The 15,412-nt window shown below is 71.2% G+C and carries 10 protein-coding genes and 1 pseudogene; 6 read left to right on the forward strand and 5 right to left on the reverse strand.

The genetic code is table 11. The features are described 5' to 3' along the window. The first annotated feature begins 65 nt into the window (after window positions 1–65). The 3 genes from ACWCP0_RS18950 (at window position 66) to ACWCP0_RS18960 (ending at window position 5,868) form a co-directional block, all read left to right on the forward strand. The gene (locus tag ACWCP0_RS18950) at window positions 66–3,779 is read left to right on the forward strand and encodes an ABC transporter ATP-binding protein (RefSeq protein ID WP_451079935.1); all 3,714 of its coding nucleotides are present in this window, start codon (window positions 66–68) and stop codon (window positions 3,777–3,779) included. Window positions 3,780–3,943: 164 nt separating this feature from the next. Beyond that, window positions 3,944–4,324: a hypothetical protein gene (locus ACWCP0_RS18955; protein ID WP_451079936.1), complete on the forward strand. Its 381-nt coding sequence runs from the start codon at window positions 3,944–3,946 to the stop codon at window positions 4,322–4,324. A gap of 101 nt (window positions 4,325–4,425) precedes the next feature. Beyond that, window positions 4,426–5,868 (forward strand): S28 family serine protease, encoded by a 1,443-nt coding sequence (locus ACWCP0_RS18960; protein ID WP_451079937.1) that lies wholly within the window; start codon window positions 4,426–4,428, stop codon window positions 5,866–5,868. Between the two features lie 44 nt (window positions 5,869–5,912). Here ACWCP0_RS18960 and ACWCP0_RS18965 read toward each other — a convergent pair whose 3' ends face one another. After that, complete coding sequence (locus ACWCP0_RS18965; RefSeq protein WP_451079938.1) at window positions 5,913–6,545, reverse strand: LppU/SCO3897 family protein; 633 nt, start codon at window positions 6,543–6,545, stop codon at window positions 5,913–5,915. Window positions 6,546–6,662: 117 nt separating this feature from the next. Then, entirely contained in the window at window positions 6,663–8,504 is a 1,842-nt protein-coding gene (locus ACWCP0_RS18970; protein WP_451079939.1) for a glycoside hydrolase family 3 protein, read from the reverse strand. A gap of 590 nt (window positions 8,505–9,094) precedes the next feature. On the opposite strand from ACWCP0_RS18970, the gene ACWCP0_RS18975 reads away from it, so the two are divergent. Then, on the forward strand, window positions 9,095–10,054 hold the full coding sequence (locus ACWCP0_RS18975; RefSeq protein WP_451079940.1) for an EamA family transporter: 960 nt from the start codon (window positions 9,095–9,097) through the stop codon (window positions 10,052–10,054). Here the strand turns inward: ACWCP0_RS18975 and ACWCP0_RS18980 are convergent. The 3 genes and pseudogenes from ACWCP0_RS18980 to ACWCP0_RS18990 all read right to left on the reverse strand — a co-directional run. Continuing rightward, window positions 9,936–10,715 (reverse strand): annotated as a pseudogene (locus ACWCP0_RS18980) (sugar phosphate isomerase/epimerase family protein); the annotation flags it as partial. The gene ACWCP0_RS18975 and the pseudogene ACWCP0_RS18980 overlap by 119 nt on opposite strands. After that, complete coding sequence (locus tag ACWCP0_RS18985; protein WP_451079941.1) at window positions 10,712–11,656, reverse strand: bifunctional helix-turn-helix transcriptional regulator/GNAT family N-acetyltransferase; 945 nt, start codon at window positions 11,654–11,656, stop codon at window positions 10,712–10,714. The pseudogene ACWCP0_RS18980 and the gene ACWCP0_RS18985, both read right to left, overlap by 4 nt. Window positions 11,657–11,858: 202 nt before the next feature. After that, window positions 11,859–12,926: a LacI family DNA-binding transcriptional regulator gene (locus ACWCP0_RS18990; RefSeq protein ID WP_451079942.1), complete on the reverse strand. Its 1,068-nt coding sequence runs from the start codon at window positions 12,924–12,926 to the stop codon at window positions 11,859–11,861. A gap of 161 nt (window positions 12,927–13,087) precedes the next feature. Between ACWCP0_RS18990 and ACWCP0_RS18995 the strand changes: the two genes are divergently transcribed. Both ACWCP0_RS18995 and ACWCP0_RS19000 read left to right on the forward strand, forming a co-directional pair. Then, the gene (locus ACWCP0_RS18995; protein WP_451079943.1) at window positions 13,088–14,239 is read left to right on the forward strand and encodes a Gfo/Idh/MocA family protein; all 1,152 of its coding nucleotides are present in this window, start codon (window positions 13,088–13,090) and stop codon (window positions 14,237–14,239) included. Then, complete coding sequence (locus ACWCP0_RS19000; RefSeq protein ID WP_451079944.1) at window positions 14,236–15,402, forward strand: dihydrodipicolinate synthase family protein; 1,167 nt, start codon at window positions 14,236–14,238, stop codon at window positions 15,400–15,402. The genes ACWCP0_RS18995 and ACWCP0_RS19000 overlap by 4 nt, the downstream gene beginning before the upstream one ends. Window positions 15,403–15,412: the final 10 nt, after the last annotated feature.

Raw genomic sequence — 15,412 nt, forward strand, 5'->3', positions numbered from 1 at the left:
GCGTTGGTGCCTTCCGGAAGATCAGGATCAAAATCAGGATCAGGATCCGGAGCCGGGAGGCACCCGTGGCGGCGGCGTCAGAGCAGACCTGGGCATGGCGGCTCGCCGGCTACGCCTGGCGGGATCGGCGGAACGTCGTGCTCGCGCTCGGTTCGTCCCTCGCCGGTATGGCCGTGATGGCCGTCGTCCCCCTGATCACCAAGGTCGTCATCGACGACGTCATCGGTGATCACACACGCTCACTGGCCGTCTGGACCGGACTCCTGATCGCCGCCGCCGTCGTCGTCTACGTCCTCACGTACATCCGTCGCTACTACGGCGGACGGCTCGCCCTCGACGTCCAGCACGACCTCCGCACCGACATGTACGCCACGATCAGCCGGCTCGACGGGCGCCGCCAGGACGAGCTGTCCACCGGCCAGGTCGTCGGCCGCGCCACCAGCGACCTCCAGCTCATCCAGGGTCTGCTCTTCATGCTCCCGATGACGATCGGGAACGTCCTGCTCTTCCTCATCTCCCTGGTCATCATGGCGTGGCTGTCGCTGCCGCTCACCCTGATCGCGCTCGCCGTCGCCCCCGCGCTGTGGTTCATCGCCAAGCGCAGCCGGGTGAGGCTGCACCCCGCCACCTGGTACGCACAGCAGCAGGCAGCGGCCGTCGCGGGCGTGGTCGACGGGGCCGTCTCCGGCGTCCGCGTCGTCAAGGGCTTCGGCCAGGAGGAGCAGGAGACCGGGAAACTCAGGGACGTCGGCCGCAGGCTCTTCGCCGGCCGGCTGCGCACGATCAAGCTGAACGCCACGTACACCCCGGCCCTGCAGGCCGTGCCCGCGCTCGGGCAGGTGGCGATGCTGGCGCTGGGCGGCTGGCTGGCGACCCGGGGTCAGATCACCCTCGGCACGTTCGTCGCCTTCTCGACCTACCTCGCACAGCTGGTCGGGCCGGTGCGGATGCTCGCCATGGTGCTGACCGTCGGCCAGCAGGCACGCGCAGGCGTGGAGCGGGTCCTGGAGCTCGTCGACACCGAGCCGGCCATCAAGGACGGCACCAAGGAGCTCCCGGCCGACGCCCCCGCGACCGTCGAGTTCGAGGACGTCGGCTTCGCGTACGGGGACGGGGAGGCCTCGCAGCCGGTCCTCGACGGTTTCTCGCTGGAGATCCGCCCGGGTGAGACCGTCGCCGTCGTCGGCTCGTCCGGCAGCGGCAAATCCACCGTCTCGCTGCTGCTGCCGCGCTTCTACGACGTGACGCGCGGTGCCGTCCTCGTCGGCGGCCACGACGTACGCGATCTGACGCTGGAGTCGCTGCGCGCCGCCATCGGCCTCGTGCCGGAGGACAGCTTCCTCTTCTCCGACACCGTCCGCTCGAACATCGCGTACGGAAAGCCCGACGCGACGGACGAGGAGATCGTCCAGGCCGCGCGCACCGCCCAGGCGGACCGTTTCATCGACGCACTGTCCGACGGCTATGCCACCAAGGTCGGCGAGCACGGCCTCACCCTCTCCGGCGGCCAGCGCCAGCGCATCGCCCTCGCCCGCGCGATCCTCGCCGACCCCCGGCTGCTGCTCCTCGACGACGCGACCTCCGCCGTGGACGCGCGCGTGGAGCACGAGATCCACGAGGCGCTGCGCGGCGTCATGGCCGGCCGTACGACCCTGCTGATCGCCCACCGCCGCTCCACGCTCGGCCTCGCCGACCGGATCGCCGTCCTCGACGAGGGCCGGCTGGCCGACATCGGCACCCATGACGAGCTGCAGCAACGCTCCGCGCTGTACCGGCGGCTGCTGACCGACCCCGACGAGCTGGGCGGTGTGTCGCCAGGACACGCCGTTCCCGTGGAGCTGCCGGAGGACCGGACGGTCCTGGAGGAGCTGGAGGCCGAGTTCGACGCCGAGCGCGGCATCACGCCCCCGCTCTGGGTGCGCAAGGAGGAGGCCGAGGAGGACGAGGCCGCCGGCGCCACTCCCGAGCTGCTGGCCCAGGTCGCGGCGCTGCCGCCGGCCACCGAAACCCCTGACGTCGACGAGGCGCGGGCGGTGACGCCCGAGTTGTCGTACGGGTTGCGCAGGCTGCTGCGCGGTTTCGGGCTGCCGCTCCTGATCAGCCTGTTGCTGGTCGCGGTGGACGCGGGCATGGGCCTGCTGCTGCCGGTGCTGATCCGGCACGGTATCGACGACGGTGTGGAGCGGGCGGCGCTGGCTGCGGTGTGGGTGGCGTCCGCCGTCGCCCTGCTCACGGTGGTGGTGCAGTGGGCGGCGCAGATCGGTGAGACCCGGATGGCCGGGCGCACCGGCGAGCGCATTCTCTACGCGCTGCGGCTGAAGATCTTCGCGCAGCTGCAGCGGCTCGGGCTCGACTACTACGAGCGCGAGCTGACCGGCCGGATCATGACCCGGATGACGACGGACGTGGATGCCCTGTCCACCTTCCTGCAGACCGGACTCGTCACCGCCTTCGTCTCGGTCGTCACCTTCTTCGGCATCATGGTCGCGCTGATCGTGCTCGATGTGCAGTTGGCGCTGGTGGTCTTCGCGACCCTGCCGGTGCTGCTCATCGGGACGTTTTTCTTCCGCCGCCGGTCGGTGAAGGCGTACGAACTGGCGCGCGAGCGGATCAGCGTCGTCAACGCCGACCTCCAGGAGTCGGTCAGCGGGCTGCGGATCGTGCAGGCCTTCCGCCGCGAGCGCTCGGGCAACCGGCGGTTCGTGGAGCGCAGCAACAGCTACCGCGAGGCCCGGGTGCGCGGCCAGTGGCTGATCTCCGTGTACTTCCCGTTCGTGCAGTTGCTGTCGTCGGTGGCGGCCGCTGCCGTGCTGATCGTCGGCGCCGGGCGGATCGAGGCGGGGACGCTCACGACGGGTGCGCTGGTCGCGTATCTCCTCTACATCGACCTGTTCTTCGCACCCGTGCAGCAGCTGTCGCAGGTCTTCGACGGTTACCAGCAGGCGACGGTGTCGCTGCGCCGCATCCAGGAGCTGCTGCGGGAGCCCACGTCGACGGCGGAGGCCGGCGAGCCGCTGGACGTGCTGTCGCTGCGCGGCGAGATCGCCTTCGAGGACGTGTCGTTCGCCTATGGCGACGATGAAGAAGCGCTGACCGGAGTCGACCTGCGCATCCCGGCCGGGCAGACCGTCGCCTTCGTCGGGGAGACGGGCGCCGGCAAGTCGACACTGGTCAAGCTGGTGGCGCGGTTCTACGATCCGACGAGCGGTCGGGTCACCGCCGACGGCGTCGATCTGCGCGAGCTGGACCTCACCGCGTACCGGCACCGGCTCGGAGTCGTCCCGCAGGAGGCGTACCTCTTCCCGGGCACGGTCCGCGACGCCATCGCGTACGGGCGTCCCGAGGCGACCGACGCCGAGGTGGAGGCGGCGGCGCGCGCGGTCGGCGCCCACGACATGATCGCCACGCTGGACGGCGGCTATCTGCACGAGGTGGCCGAGCGCGGCCGCAATCTGTCGGCCGGCCAGCGCCAGCTCATCGCCCTCGCGAGGGCGGAACTCGTCGACCCGGACGTGCTGCTGCTCGACGAGGCGACCGCCGCACTGGACCTGGCCACCGAGGCACAGGTCAACCAGGCCACGGACCGTCTGACGGGCCGTCGTACGACCCTCGTCGTCGCCCACCGCCTCACCACCGCAGCCCGCGCCGACCGGGTGGTCGTCATGGCGCACGGCAGGGTCGTCGAGGACGGCACGCACGACGAACTGCTGGCGCAGGGCGGGCGGTACGCGGAGCTGTGGCGGACGTTCATCGGGGAAGAGGCGCCGGCGGCGGCCTGAGCCGGCCATTCCGCCTGAGCAGGCCATTCCGCCTGCGCCGGCCATTCCGCCTGTGCCGGCCCTTCCGGCCTGGCCGGACACGGACGCGCAGGGCCCGGACGGCAACCGTCCGGGCCCTTGTTGCGTCGTACGTCAGTACGGCTTGGTGTCCGAGGGGAGCAAGGGTGTTCGGAAGACTGGTGGTGCGCGTACTCGCGGTGCTCGCGGTCGTCGCGGCTCTGTCACTGACGGGTCCGGGGGTGCAGAACGCGGCGGCCATGTCCGCGTGCTCCGGGCGCCCGTCGAAGACCGTGGGGTTCGCCACGGGGGAGTTGCGCCTCTACAAGACCCGGCAGTACGTGTGCGCCCTCGCCGTCGCCAAGCAGCCCGGCACCCGACGGGCCATGTCGGTGTCCCTCCAGCCGCGCGGCGGCCGTGCCGCCGTCGACAAGGGGCGCTTCACCCGACAGGCAGGGCCGGTCACGGTGCACGCGCTCAACCGCTGCGTGCGCGCATCGGGTTCGATCGCCGGGAAGAGCGCATCGACCGGCTGGATTCTCTGCTGAGCCCACTGCCGAGCGGGCCCGGGCCGTGCAACCGGGTCTGGCGATACGGGTGTTGCGCCCGCTAGGTTCACCGCGACCGTTGTGAACCAAGGGGAGGGTGCATGCGCAGAACGCTGAGATGGCTGCTGTCGTTGGTCGTGCTCATAGGCATGGCCGGAGCGACGGCGAGCGCGGCCACCGCCGCCGATCCGGCCACCGGCTCACCGGGAGTGTCCACCGACATCAAGGACCGGATCCTCGCGATCCCCGGAATGAGCCTGATCGAGGAGAAGCCGTACCCCGGCTACCGCTACTTCGTCCTCAACTACACCCAGCCGGTGGACCACCGGCATCCGTCCAAGGGCACCTTCCAGCAGCGCATCACCGTGCTGCACAAGGACGCGGCCCGGCCGACCGTCTTCTACACCAGCGGCTACAACGTGGGCACCACCCCCCGCCGCCGCGAGCCCACCCAGATCGTCGACGGCAACCAGGTCGACCTCGAGTACCGCTTCTTCAGCCCGTCGCGGCCCGATCCGGCCGACTGGTCCAAGCTCGACATCTGGCAGGCCGCGAGCGACCAGCACCGTGTCTTCACCGCGCTGAAGAAGATCTACGACAAGAAGTGGATCTCCACGGGCGGCTCCAAGGGCGGTATGACTGCCACCTACTACGAGCGCTTCTACCCGCGTGACATGGACGGCGTCGTCGCGTACGTCGCTCCCAACGACGTGAACAACAACGAGGACTCGGCCTACGACCGGTTCCTCGCGAAGGTCGGCACCAAGGAGTGCCGCGACAGGCTGAACGCGGTGCAGCGCGAGGCCCTCGTCCGTCGCAAGCCGCTGGAAGCCCGCTACACCGACTACGCGGCCGAGAACGGCTACACCTTCACCACGGTCGGTTCGCTCGACAAGGCGTTCGAGGCCGTCGTTCTCGACTACACCTGGGCCTTCTGGCAGTACAGCCTCGTGGCCGACTGCGACACGATCCCGGTCGCCTCCACCGCCACCGACCAGGAGATCTGGGACAGCATCGACGCGATCTCCGGCTTCTCCTTCTACACCGACCAGGGACTGGCCCCGTACACGCCGTACTACTACCAGGCCGGGACCGAGCTGGGCTCGCCCGACATCGAGCAGTCGCACCTCAAGGGCCTGAGCCGCTACGGCTACCAGCCGCCGCGGAACTTCGTGCCGCGGGACATCCCCATGCGGTTCAAGCCGTGGGTCATGGACGACGTGGACAGCTGGGTCAGGCACAACGCGCGTCGGATGCTCTTCGTCTACGGGCAGAACGACCCGTGGGGCGCGGAGCCGTTCCGCCTGGGCAAGGGAGCGCGTGACAGCTACGTCTTCACCGCCCCTGGTGCCAACCACGGTGCCAACGTGGCCGGTCTGAACCCCGAGCAGAAGGCGAAGGCCACCGCCCGGATCCTGGAGTGGGCGGGCGTCGCGCCGGCCGCCGTCCAGGCCGACCCGTCCAAGGCGAAGCGGCTGACGAAGCCCGACGCGTTGCTGGACAGGCAGGACATCGAGCGGGAGCCGTTCACGCTTCGGCCGTAGTCCGTGGCCGAGGCTCTGGGTGGGCTGTGTCCGCCGTGTGTGCGTCACACACGGCGGGCGCAGCCCACCGGCCTTTCACCCACCAAGTGGACGTACAGATCCGTCGACGGCGGACACTGCGACCGCTTCTCCGCCGCGGACGCCACCTCGAACTCGGGCCGCCGCTCGCCCGACCCGTCGCACGCCGTCTCCTTCACCTGCCCCTTGCGGGAGGTGTAGACGCAGTCGCCGGGCACGGTGTGCGGTCCGCCGCCCCCGCCCGGGTCGCCCGGATGCGGCGCCTCCAGATTGCGCATGCACGCGTAGCCGCGCGGCACGGCCCCGTCGCCGTCCTCGTCGGCAGACGGCCGGCTCTCGGAGATGTGCAGGACGAAGTCGGTCGCGGCCGGGCAGGCGGGCCCGCCCGCCCGGCGCCCTTCGTACCGCGCGACGACCCGGGCGGACGCCCTCTCGCTCGTGCACGGCACCTCACGGACGTCGTCGCCGCCGGTGTTGCTGCAGTCGCCGGGCCCCAGGAACACCGCCCCGTACCCGGACGGGTGCACCGGCCCGCTCCCGGTCTGCCGGAGACCATCCGCGTCCGAGCCGCCGCGCCCCGGCGAGCGCTGACATCCGACCGTGCCCATGATGACGAGCGCGGCGCACACCACCCCAACACCCAGTCGCCGCATACGCATGCAATTCCCCCCGGTCGGTCCGTCCCAGCGTGGCCCGCGGAAGCGGGCGCACGCCAGGGGAGCCGGGGGCTTTCCGTCGTGCGGGGGTCGTGCGCCGGTGGTGCGGCGTACGCCGCGCTACGTCCGATACGTCAGACCGTGACCGACGGGGTACAGCACCTGTGCCGGATCGTCCGCACGCTGCACGGGTACCGGCAGTGTGCCCTCCGGTTCCGCGCGACCCGCGATCACCCGTACGGCGGCGCGCAGTTCGACGTCCGTCCAGCTGTACGCGGCGAGCGAGGCGGCGAGACCCGTGCCGGTCAACTGGGCGATGTCGTACGGGTTGCGGATGGCGACCGTGACCACGGGAACGCCGGTCGCGACGAGCCGGGACACGAGTGTGCGCTGAGGGCTGGTCGCCGAGACGTTGTACGTACCCACGACCACGACGTCCTTGCCGGCCGCCGCGGCCACCGCCTCGTCGATCTTCGCGGCGGTCGGCGTGATGCCGGTGGACAGCGCCGTGGCGGTGAAGCCCTGTTCGGTGAAGGCCTTGGCAAGGGTGGTGGTGGGCGGACCGGTCGTGCCGGAGGGGGACGCCGGGTCGGCGCCGACGACAAGGACGTCGGAGTGGCTGTGGGGGGAGAGCGGCAGGAAGCCGTTCTCGTTCGCCAGCAGGGTGGTGGTCTCCTCGGCGATCCGGTCGGCGGCGGCGAGGTGGCTGCGGGTGCCGACCGTGCGGTCCACGCCCATGTGCGAGACGAAGCGGTCGCGGAACAGGCCGAGTTTCGCCTTGAGGAGGAGGATGCGCAGGATCGATTCCTCGATGCGCTGCTCGGTCAGCTCGCCGCTCCTGACCGCTTCGAGGACGGCGTTCCAGGCGATGTTCAGACTCGGCGGGTTGAGCAGCTGGTCGCAGCCTGCCTTCAGCGCGAGCACGGGGACGCGCTCGTCGCCGTACTTCTGGCGCACTCCGGCCATGGTGAGCGAGTCCGTGACCACGACCCCGTCGTAGCCGAGTTCCTCGCGCAGGACGCCCGTCAGGATGGGCCGGGAGAGCGTCGCCGGGTCCTCGCTCGGGTCGAGCGCGGGGACCACGATGTGCGCGGTCATGATCGAGTCGATCCCGGCGGCGATGGCCGCACGGAACGGCGGTGCGTCCAGCTCGTTCCACTGCTCACGCGTGTGGTGGATGGTGGGCAGGGCGTAGTGGCTGTCGTCCTTGGTGTCGCCGTGCCCCGGGAAGTGCTTGGACGTGGAAGCGATGCCCGCGCCCTGGTAGCCGCGGACCTGGGCGGCGACGAGCCCGGCCACGGCCTGCGGGTCGGCGCCGAAGGAGCGAACGCCGATCACGGGGTTGGCAGGATTCACGTTCACATCGGCGACCGGCGCGTAGTTCTGCGTGATGCCCATCGCGGCGAGCTCGGCGCCCGCGATCCGGGCGGCCTCGCGGGCGCGTGAGCGCGAACCGCCGGCCCCGAGCGCCATCGCACCCGGCATCAGAGTCGCGGGCTTGCCGACCCGGGCGACGATGCCGTGCTCCTGGTCGGTGGAGATCAGCAGGGGCAGGGGAGTGGGCTGGGCGAGGCCCGCCTGCTGGATGCCGTTGGAGAGGTCGGCGATCTGGTGGGGATCGCGGGTGTTGTGCGCCCAGGCGAAGTAGATGATGCCGCCCACGTGGTAACGCTCGATCAGCTCGGCGGCGGTCCTGACGCCGATCTCCGTGAGGTTGGCGTCGATGTCGGCCTGGTCGGGCGCGGTGGCGGAGTGCCCGTACACCCGCATGACGAAGAGCTGGCCGACCTTCTCCTCCAGACTCATCCGGGAGATGAGGCGCTTGAGGTGGTCACGCGTGGCGGCTTCGGCGTCGCCCCGGCCGGAAGCGAGGGCGGATGCCGGGGCGAGAGCGACGGCCGCGGCTCCGGCGGCGGTCGCGGCGAGGAGAGTACGTCTGGAGGGGGTGGTCCGGTCCTGCACTGATGCTCCTCCCGTGAAGGAAACTTCCAAGGAGCCACGGATATCCGGAAAGTAACTGCCAGTCAAGGGGTGTGGCAGGGAAGGGCGGTGCGCGGGCGTGGCGTGTCGGGACGGGCGGCATCGGAGGCCGGGTGGGCGAGCCGGAGCCGGAGCCGGGGTCGGAGCCGGTGCCGGAGGCCGGGCGAGCTGGGGGCGGAGCCGGAGGTTGGGGCCGGGGGCCGGGGGCCGGGGGCCGGGCGGACCGGGCCGGGCCGGGAGGGCCGCCACCGGCGCTAGGGAGGGGGCGCGCCGGTGGCGGTGTGCCCTGCCGGCCGCAGGCGGCTGGAGAGGGGAGTCAGCGATCGCGGCCGACAGCGAGGGCCGACACCGCGCTGCGGTGACTCACCGGCAGGACGGCACTTGGACGGGGCGGGAGCGCCGCAGGTTCCCCGCATTGCGAAGATTCCTCTTATTCCTGGATAAAGGTGCGGATGATGCCGATGTGACCCCGTCTCATCAGCCCGCCGACGACTGCCCTTTAGCGCTGCTTCCACCGACCATGTAGCAATCCGCGCTGGTGCTACATGGTTGCCGCAGGCGAAGCTCGACGCATGCGCCCCTCCCATGTCGCTCTCGCCGCCCTCGTCGCCGCGGTCTGGGGCGTGAACTTCGTTGTCGTCGAGATCGGCCTCGATCACTTCCCCCCTCTCCTCTTCTCGGCCCTGCGCTTCCTGGTCGCCGCTCTTCCGGCGGTGTTCTTCGTCGGCCGCCCCAAGGTGGCCTGGAAGTGGATCATCGCCGTCGGCCTGGTGCTGGGCGTCGCCAAGTTCGGGCTGCTCTTCACCGGTATGAACGAAGGTGCACCGGCCGGACTGTCCTCCTTGATCCTTCAGATCCAGGCCGTCTTCACCGCGTTCTTCGCGTTCCTGGCCTTGGGCGAGCGGCCGGGAGGAACGCGCATGCTCGGCATGCTCATCGCCCTCTCGGGCATCGCGGTGGCAGCGGTCGACGAAGGCGGCTCGGGCCCGTTGACCGGCTTCGCCCTCGTGATCGCAGCGGCGGCCTGCTGGGGCGTCTCCAATGTCCTGACCCGCAAGGCATCCCCGCCCGACGCCCTCAATTTCATGGTCTGGGTGTCGGTCGTGCCCGTACTCCCCCTGGTCCTCCTCTCCCTTCTGATGGAGGGCCCCGACCGGGACCTCGCCGCACTCCGCGCCCTCGACTGGCCGGGCGTCGGCGTCATCGTCTATGTCGCCTGGATCACCACGATCTTCGGCTTCGGGGCCTGGGGCTGGCTCATCCGTCGCCACCCCGCCTCGTCCGTGGCCCCGTTCTCCCTCCTCGTGCCCGTCTTCGGCATGTCGTCCGCCGCCCTGTTCCTCGACGAGTCGGTCACCCCCCTCCGCTGGTGCGCGGCGGCCCTCCTCGTCGGCGGGGTCGCGCTCACCTCCCTGGCGCGGACAGCGACTCCAGATGCTTCCGCCCCGCCGACAGCAGCCCCGGCAGGTCCGGCGCTTGCGGATGCCAGCGCTTCTCGTACTCCCAGCAGACCCAGCCCTCCTCGCCCGTGAGGGCCAGGCACTCGGCGAGAGGCAGGACGCCGGCACCGAGGGGGAGTGGGCCGAGATCCTCCCGCGAAGCGACGTCCTTGACCTGGACATAGCCGAGGAACGGGGCGAGGGCGGCATCGGTGGTGGCCGGGGCCTCGCCGTCCAGCCAGGGGTGCATGACGTCCCACAGCGCGCCCACGTGCCGATGGCCGACCGTGCCCAGGACGCGGGACACCGCCGCACCCGTGCGGTGCGAGTCGTGCGTCTCCAGCAGGATCCGCACGCCCAGGCCCGCCGCGGTCTCCGCCGCCGCTGCCAGCCGGCGCGCGGCTGCCGCGTCCGCCGTCTCCTGGTCCTGGTCGCCGCCGCCCGGGAAGACCCGTATGAACGAGGCCCCCAAGTCCCTGGCCAGCCACAGCAGTTCGTCGAGCTCCTGGCGCACGGCCTCGTCGTCGCCCGCGGCCGCCACCCGGGCGTAGCCGGCGACCGTCAGGATCTCCACGCCTGCGCGAGCGAACTCGTCCACCACCGCGGCCCGTTCGCGTATACCGATGCCCGGGTGGACCGGCTCCTCCGGGTGGGCCCGCAGTTCCACTCCCTGGTAGCCGGCCGCGGCGGCGAGGGCGGCCACTTCGGGGACGGACATCCCGGGAACTCCGAGCGTCGAGAAGGCGAGCCTCACTGGGGTGATCCTTCCTGGAGGGGGAGCCGCCAGTCCTGGCCGACCAGATCCACCCCGTACGAACGGTGGGGCTTCTCGGCGACAAGAGTGAACCCGGCGCGCTGATAGATCTTGCGGGCGGCGCCGAGTACGTCGTTCGTCCACAGCACCAGTTCCCGATAGCCGACCTCGCGGGCGAAGTCCACGACCGCGCCCACCAGCCGGTCCCCGAGGCCGTGCCCGCGCGCCTCCGGCTCGACCAGCAGCAGCCTCAGCCGGGCGGTGGCCGGCGCCTCGTCCCGTACGCACATCACCGAACCGACCGGGCGGCCGTCCATCTCCGCTATCCACACCCGCTCCAGATGCGGGTCGTGGTCCTGGGCGAAGTCGGCGACTATGCGGGCGACCAGGCCTTCGAAGTCGGCGTTCCACCCGAACTCCGCGGCGTAGAGCGCGCCGTGGCGCTGGACGATCCAGCCCAGATCGCCGGGCACGGGGTCGCGCAGCACGGGGCCCTCGCGGTGTCGGTCCTGGTCGGGGCGGGCCTCGCCCAGTATGTCCCGCACCGTGCGCATCGCCTCCGTCAGACGGGATCGGTCGTCCGCCGGCACGGCGGACAGCAGCTTGCCGACGGCCTCCCGCGACCGCTCGTCCAGCAGCGCGGTCGCCTCGCGTCCGCGCTCGGTGAGCGTGATGCGCTGGCGCCGCGAGTCCGCCTCCGACGGGGCCCGCTCGACCAGACCGTCGCGCTCGAACTTGCTGAGCAGCCGGCTCAGATACCCCGCGTCGAGGGAGAGCTCCAGCCGGAGGTCGGCGGCATCGGTGCGCGGGGCGTGCGCCAGCTCGTAGAGAACGCGCGACTCGGTCAATGTGTACGGCGTGTACAGGTGCTTGCTGTAGTCGAGCGCGCCGATGAGGTTCGTGTAGAAGCGGTTGAAAGCGCGGATCTCGTGAACGGCCATGACCCAGCCCCCATTTTCGTTGACTGAGTCAAAGGCTAGGTGGAGGTGAAGATGCCCGGCAAGGCCTGTGGACAACTCTGCTCCCGAGCCTTGCCGCGCCCCCGTCGGGCCGCTCCCGGGCCCTTGTTCGCCCACCCCGCTCCGTCCCGATCCGCCCTCGCGCAGGGCCTCGGGCCTCGGGCCTCGAGCCGGGTCCGGCCTTTTACCGCCTCTTCGGCGGCGCCGTCGACGCCCGTGCCATGAGCTCCGCACCGATCGTCGCGATGCCCCCGGGCGGAGGCGTCTCCTTGCCCAGGGTCAGCCGCCCTGCCCGTGCTCCTGCCTCGTGCAGCGGCAGCCGTACCGTCGTCAGGGCCGGGACCGCGTCCACCGAGAACGGCAGGTCGTCGAAGCCCGCAACCGAGACGTCCTCCGGAATGCGCAGGCCCTGATCCCGCAGAGCGGCGCAGGCGCCCAGTGCCACCGTGTCGTTGGCGGCGACGACCGCCGTCAGATCCGGGTCGCGGCGCAGCAGCTCCAACGTGGCGTCGTAGCCCGAACGCCGGTCGTACGAGCCGTGCACGGTGAGCCGTGCGTGATCCTCGGCGGCCTTGTCGAGCCCTGCCGCGGCGAGTGCCGCCCGGTGGCCCTCGAGCCGGTGCCGGGTCGTCGTCCGCTCCGCGGGTCCGGCCACGTACCCGATCCGCCGGTGCCCCAGCGTGATCAGGTGCTCGGTGAGCCGCCGCCCGCCTCCCCGGTTGTCGAAGGCGAGGGTCGCCGTGACGGACCCGCCCGGCACGGGCGGCCGGCCGCACAGCACCACCGTCGTACCCGCGTCCGCGAGCCTCGCCAGCTTCGCCGACATCGCGGCGATGTGCTCCGGGTCCTCCAGCGCCCCTCCGGTGAGGACGACCGCCGCGGCCCGTTGCCGCTGCAGCAGGGTGAGGTAGGTCAGTTCGCGTTCGGGGGAGCCGCCCGTGTTGCAGACGACCGCCAGCTTCTCGCCGCCCGCCCGCCCGGAAGCCCCCTCGCCGATCGCGGTCTGCGCGGCTCCGGCCATGATCCCGAAGAACGGGTCGGCGATGTCGTTGACCAGGATGCCGACCAGGTCGGACGTGGCCGCGGCGAGCGAGCTGGCCGGCCCGTTCAGGACGTAGTCCAGCTCGTCGACGGCGCGGAGCACCCGCTCCCGGGTCGTCGCGGCGACGGGGTAGTTGCCGTTGAGTACCCGGGAGACGGTCGCCGGGGACACCCGGGCGCGGGCCGCCACATCCGCCAGCGTGACTGTCATCGCTTTCCTCCGGGGGAGATCGGGCTGAGCCCTTGCAGGGCCACTGTGCGCAGGCTAGCGTCATAGCGCATAGAAAGCGCTTGCTGTCACCGTTTCGCGACCGTATCGAAGACACGAGGACGCAAGGAAACGAGGGGACGACGGAACATGGAGGCATCTTCGTGACACGCAGGACAGTGCGGATCGCCATGAACGGCGTTACGGGACGCATGGGATACCGGCAGCACCTTGTGCGCTCCCTCCTCGCGATCCGCGAGCAGGGCGGCCTCGACCTCGGCGACGGCGAGATCCTCTGGCCCGAGCCCGTCCTGGTGGGCCGCCGCGAGCAGGCCCTGCGTGAGCTCGCCGAGCGCCACGGGCTGACGGAGTGGTCCACGGACCTGGACGCGGTGCTCGACGACCCGTCCGTCGACATCTACTTCGACGCCCAGGTCACCTCGGCGCGCGCCGAGGCGATCAAGAAGGCGATCGCCGCGGGCAAGCACGTCTACACGGAGAAGCCCACCGCGACCGATGTCGCAGGCGCCCTCGAACTGGCCCGGCTCGCCCGCGCCGCCGGCATCAGGCACGGCGTCGTCCAGGACAAGATCTTCCTTCCGGGACTGCTGAAGCTGAAGCGCCTTGTGGAGGGCGGCTTCTTCGGGGAGATCCTCTCCGTCAGGGGAGAGTTCGGCTACTGGGTCTTCGAGGGGGACTGGCAGGAGGCCCAGCGGCCCTCGTGGAACTACCGTTCCGAGGGCGGCGGCGGCATCGTCGTCGACATGTTCCCGCACTGGGAGTACGTACTGCACGAGCTGTTCGGCCGGGTGACGAGCGTTCAGGCGCAGGTCGCGACCCACATCCCGCAGCGGTGGGACGAGCGGGGCAAGCCCTACGCGGCGACGGCCGACGACGCCGCGTACGCCGTCTTCCGGCTGGAGGGCGGGGTCGTCGCCCAGATCAACTCCTCCTGGGCCGTGCGCGTGAACCGCGACGAGCTGGTCGAGTTCCAGGTCGACGGAACCCACGGCTCGGCCGTCGCCGGGCTGCGACGGTGCCGCGCACAGCACCGCAGTGCGACGCCGAAGCCCGTGTGGAACCCGGATCTTCCCGCCACCGAGTCGTTCCGCGACCAGTGGCAGGAAGTGCCCGACAACACGGCCTTCGACAACGGGTTCAAGGCCCAGTGGGAGCTCTTCCTGCGCCATGTCGCCCTCGGGGAGCCGTACCACTGGGATCTGCTCGCCGGCGCGCGCGGCGTGCAGCTCGCCGAGCTCGGGCTGAGGTCGTCGGCGGAAGGACGCCGGCTCGACGTTCCGGAGCTGACGCTGTGACCATCCTGCTGCCGGGCGGCGACGGCACGCTCCGCACGTACGAGCCGCGAGCCGAACGCACGAGCACTGCCTGCTCCGTAGGCAGTGCTCCGCTCGCCTCCCGTACGGTCTTCTCGGCGGCCCACGTCGTCGCCGACCCGTACGCGGACACCAGCCCCGACGGCCCCGCCGCCGTCGACTGGGACGCCACCCTCGCCTTCCGGCGTCACCTGTGGGCGCACGGACTGGGCGTCGCGGAAGCCATGGACACCGCGCAGCGGGGGATGGGACTGGACTGGGCGGGCGCCGCGGAGCTCATCCGGCGCTCGGCCGCCGAGGCGAAGGCGGTCGGGGGCCGCATCGCGTGCGGAGCCGGAACCGACCAGCTCACGGGCGCCGGCGCGGACCTCGAGGCCGTGCGCGCGGCGTACGAGGAGCAGCTCGCGCTCGTCGAGGAGAGCGGGGCGCAGGCGATCCTCATGGCCTCCAGGGCCCTGGCCGCGGCCGCCCGCACCCCGGAGGACTATCTGACCGTCTACGGGCACCTGCTGCGGCAGGCGAGCGAGCCGGTCATCCTGCACTGGCTCGGACCGATGTTCGATCCCGCTCTGGACGGCTACTGGGGCAGCGCGGACCTCGACAAGGCCACCGAGACCTTCCTCCAGGTCATCGCCGAGCACCCGGACAAGGTCGACGGAGTCAAGATCTCGCTGCTGGACGCGCAGCGCGAGATCGACCTGCGACGGCGCCTGCCCGACGGCGTGCGCTGCTACACGGGCGACGACTTCCACTACCCCGAACTGATCGCGGGCGACGACCAGGGCTTCAGCCACGCCCTGCTCGGGATCTTCGACCCTCTGGGGCCGGTGGCGGCCGAAGCCGTACGCGCCCTGGACACCGGCGACGCCAAGGGCTTCAGTGAACTTCTCGACCCGACGGTCGAACTGTCACGCCACCTCTTCGAAGCGCCGACCCGCTTCTACAAGACGGGCGTCGTCCTGCTGGCGTGGCTGGCGGGCCACCAGTCCCACTTCACGATGGTCGGCGGCCTGCAGTCCGCGCGATCGCTGCCGCATCTCGCACGGGCCTACGAACTGGCGGACGGGCTGGGGCTGTTCCCAGACCCGGCGCTGGCCGAGGCCCGGATGCGATCCCTGCTCACGGTGTACGGAGTCGCACGGTGACCCACAGCCT

Source organism: Streptomyces sp. NPDC001970, from assembly GCF_053594115.1.

What these genes read in the sequence shown, in the direction of transcription:
- ACWCP0_RS18960 (WP_451079937.1), top strand. Translation starts at nt 4,426, where the DNA reads ATGCGCAGAACGCTGAGATGGCTGCTGTCGTTGGTCGTGCTCATAGGC.
- ACWCP0_RS18965 (WP_451079938.1), bottom strand. Translation starts at nt 6,545, where the DNA reads ATGCGTATGCGGCGACTGGGTGTTGGGGTGGTGTGCGCCGCGCTCGTC.
- ACWCP0_RS18975 (WP_451079940.1), top strand. Translation starts at nt 9,095, where the DNA reads ATGCGCCCCTCCCATGTCGCTCTCGCCGCCCTCGTCGCCGCGGTCTGG.
- ACWCP0_RS18985 (WP_451079941.1), bottom strand. Translation starts at nt 11,656, where the DNA reads ATGGCCGTTCACGAGATCCGCGCTTTCAACCGCTTCTACACGAACCTC.
- ACWCP0_RS18990 (WP_451079942.1), bottom strand. Translation starts at nt 12,926, where the DNA reads ATGACAGTCACGCTGGCGGATGTGGCGGCCCGCGCCCGGGTGTCCCCG.